The sequence below is a fragment of the Cytobacillus firmus NBRC 15306 genome (assembly GCF_001591465.1).
Lineage (GTDB): Bacteria > Bacillota > Bacilli > Bacillales > Cytobacillaceae > Cytobacillus > Cytobacillus firmus.
In genome coordinates, this window is sequence record NZ_BCUY01000161.1 from 1 (window position 1) to 3,386 (window position 3,386).

4 protein-coding genes are annotated in these 3,386 nt (G+C 34.2%); all 4 read left to right on the forward strand.

Annotated elements, in window-relative coordinates; genetic code table 11:
* The first annotated feature begins 396 nt into the window (after positions 1 to 396).
* The 4 genes from BFI01S_RS24195 to BFI01S_RS21310 all read left to right on the forward strand — a co-directional run bounded on the left by BFI01S_RS24195 (position 397) and on the right by BFI01S_RS21310 (position 3,155).
* The gene (locus BFI01S_RS24195) at positions 397 to 1,005 is read left to right on the forward strand and encodes an ABC transporter permease subunit (RefSeq protein WP_326218898.1); all 609 of its coding nucleotides are present in this window, start codon (positions 397 to 399) and stop codon (positions 1,003 to 1,005) included.
* Between the two features lie 4 nt (positions 1,006 to 1,009).
* Positions 1,010 to 1,918 carry an ABC transporter permease subunit gene (locus tag BFI01S_RS21300; RefSeq protein ID WP_235831255.1) on the forward strand — a complete coding sequence of 303 codons (909 nt, stop codon included), beginning with the start codon at positions 1,010 to 1,012 and terminating at the stop codon, positions 1,916 to 1,918.
* A gap of 99 nt (positions 1,919 to 2,017) precedes the next feature.
* Positions 2,018 to 2,503 carry a DUF4871 domain-containing protein gene (locus BFI01S_RS21305; RefSeq protein ID WP_061794368.1) on the forward strand — a complete coding sequence of 162 codons (486 nt, stop codon included), beginning with the start codon at positions 2,018 to 2,020 and terminating at the stop codon, positions 2,501 to 2,503.
* 193 nt (positions 2,504 to 2,696) lie between these two features.
* Complete coding sequence (locus BFI01S_RS21310) at positions 2,697 to 3,155, forward strand: GNAT family N-acetyltransferase (protein WP_061794369.1); 459 nt, start codon at positions 2,697 to 2,699, stop codon at positions 3,153 to 3,155.
* Positions 3,156 to 3,386: the final 231 nt, after the last annotated feature.

The following is a 3,386-nucleotide window of genomic DNA, read 5'->3' on the forward strand; positions in this document are numbered from 1 at the left end:
GTTTAGCTTAAGGGTTGTTTGCAGAATCTGAAATGACAAATAAAAGGATTGTAGAAGTCTTTGGAGAATAACTTCAAGAATCTCAATTTTAAAAGGAGAAAAGTTGAGTTGTATTCTTTTAAAAGTTTAATCAAGCAACTTATCGGTTTTTTTCTATTGCTCATATTAGCTGCAATTCCTTTGGTTTTCCATAATACAGGGGATCCCTTACAGTCTCAACAACAAATTATATTTCACCCCCAACAGATTGTAATTCTAATAAAAGACTTTATAGCAGGAATTTTTTCATTGGACGCTTTTTATTATAAAACTGGTAGCAATACAAGGTTTTTTCCAGCTGATATTGTTGCCTATTTTAAATCGTCTTATTTTTATTTAACCTCGTCTGGATTGATTGTGATTACTTTATCTTTTCTGTTTGGAATATGGTTATGGAAGACGAGTGTCAAGTACCTGAACGGCACATTGAGTTTTCTGGGGATGATCCCTGACTTTATCTTTATTTTACTAATGCAATTACTAGTAAACTTTATTTATAAAACTACAGGGATCAAGACTGTGAAGGTAGCTTCGCTCAGCATGGACGACCCGGCATTATTTCTTCCGATTGTTACTCTTGTTCTTATCCCCCTTATTTACTTAATAAGGGCACTGAATGAACATACACATGAAGTGATATCGGAGGATTATATACTAACCGCAATAGGAAAAGGGTTAAGCAAGCCGAGAATATATTTATTTCATGTAACAACCAATGTCCTTCCCTATTTAAAGGCGGATTTGAAAAAAATTACAGGAATCATGATCAGTAATCTTTTTGTGGTTGAATATCTGTACAATACCAGGGGAGTTACAACTATGCTGTTTCAAATTCAAGTGAAGTTTGGATATCAGTACAATTTAGTTGTTCTTTGCTTAATAAGCATAATGCTGCTTTATACTTCCGTTTTCTATACATATAAACTGTTCATATCTATCATAGAGAGGATTCTGAGGCATGCTTAAGAGTATGAATATAAAGTTAGTCCTTGGTGTCCTTTTATTTGGTGGTTTTATTCTGATTTCATTAATAGGCCCACTGATTGCTCCATATGAAGTTGACTACAATAAGAAGATTGGATATACCCAGACTGCAGAAGGCCAGCAATTGGTTTCCTCTCCATTCCCGCCATCACAGGAATTTAAATTCGGAACAGATAAATGGGGATACGATATTTTGACACTAATGCTTCACGGTGCAAAGTATACAGTGCTCGGAACCTTATTAATAGCGATTGCGAGAGTTTTACTTGGAGGTATTGCAGGGATATTAATGGGTCTTCATAAAAAGAAAAGAACACTAAGAAAAGCGACAATTTCAGTTTGGTCAGGCATACCAACCTTTGTTATTATCTATTTCATTATGGTTGGGATTAATATTAATTCCAGCATTCCTATATGGGGACTGATTCTGATTCAAAGCGTATTAATGATTTTCCTGGGTGTAAGCAGCGTTTATAATGTGATCTTTTCGAAAACAGCTGAAATAAAAAAGGAATTATATGTCGTTGCTTCAATATCCCTTGGAGCGTCAAACAACCATATAATGGTGAAACATATTTGGCCGGCTTTAAAAGGGAACATTATGATTATCTTAATAAACGAAGCCATACTGGTTTTACATTTAATTGGACAATTAGGCATATTCAATTTGTTCTTTGGAGGCACTCACCAGCAATTCTTCCCCACAATTTACCTGTCTGTAACTCACGAGTGGTCAGGGCTAATTGGTCAGGCGAGAGGCTTTATGTATCATTCTCATTGGATTATCTTATTCCCTCTTCTGGCCTACATTCTGTTCTTGTTCTCCCTATACCTTACTTCGTCAGGACTAAGTGATTTACAGGTTAAAAAGGTTAGGAAAGCAAGCTTGCTGTAAATTTCATGGTATGGGCCATCAACAGCTAACGGGTCAGGTTAGTATAATAAAGGATATTTGAAGTTGACTGGGATTCATAAAAAGAGTGGAGTGGTGTTTATGTTTAAAAAAAGTTTCGTTTCAATTATTTCGATTATTGTTATCTTAACTACTGTTGGGTGTACAAACAAGAATAAGGAAGCCATAACTACAAATGTGGAAAATAATCTAGCACAAAAATGGAATCAAAGCCCTCTATTCAAATCTGGTAATTACACAATGATTGGTGAAAAAGGGCGCTTAGGTTTCATTTATGATGATACTGAGGTTGTTAGATTTTATCCAAATAAAACTCAAAAATATATGTGGCATTTTTGGGGAGAAGAACAAGAGTTTAACGGAAAACTTAAAATAGTTGCTATACATGAGAATGATGAAGAAGAGCAAATAACTGTGGCAGAAGGCGGACTAGGTGGTGATAATAACGGAGCAGACCGACACGCTCCATCTAATATGTCATTGCCAAAGAGTGGTATGTGGAAATTAGATGCTTATATTGGAGATAAACTATTCGGAAGTGTGTATGTTAAGGTCCATAAGAAATAAACTTCTAAAAAATGGTCGTTGTAGTTTTAAAAAAGTAAAATTTACTTCAACTAATGGGTGCACTGCTAAAAGAACAGCTGCCATTACAACTGTCCTTTTTATTCAACAAAAGGGGCAGGTATGTTGAAGAAGGATTTTTAATATATTCTCGAGAAAGCTCTTAAATCAAATAAAGCTTTTTTCGGAGGAAGATATCGAAGAGTTTAAAGTGAAGCAATTAAAAAGTCTGTTTTATATTGATTTAGCCCATTTAGTTAATGAAAGCAAAGAAGAGGGTTTTCGGTTTCTTGAAAGATTAGTTAAAGATTTTGAAAATGGCACTAATAAATTTAATAAGCCTGGGGAATCTTTATATGGTTTGTTTAACAAAGAAGGTGTTCTAATTGCTATGGGAGGGCTTAATATAGATCCATTTTCAAATGATGAAAAAGTAGGACGGTTAAGAAGGTTCTATGTTTCTAATGATTATCGAAGGATGGGTCTTGGAAGACTTTTGTTAACACAAATAATTAACGATGCAAAACACTTTTATAAGGTTTTAGTACTTCATACAGATACAGAACAAGGAGATAAATTTTATACCTCTCTTGGATTTTCAAAGGAAAATATTTATCCGAATTCAACACATTATTTAAGCCTATTTAATATGTGAAGTGTTATTAAAAAAATGGTGCTTATATGATCCAGCTGCCAAACCAGGTGGCCATTTCTTATTGAACAAAAGGGGCAGGTTAGTTCGATAAGAATTAGTTAATATCACTTTGCCGAATTATAATTATAGTGTTAGTACGTGTTTGTAAAAGGAGAAAATAAAATGCCTGTTATTGAGCATCAACAATTAATTAATGCACCTGTTGAAGTATGTTTTGACCTTGCAAGAAAT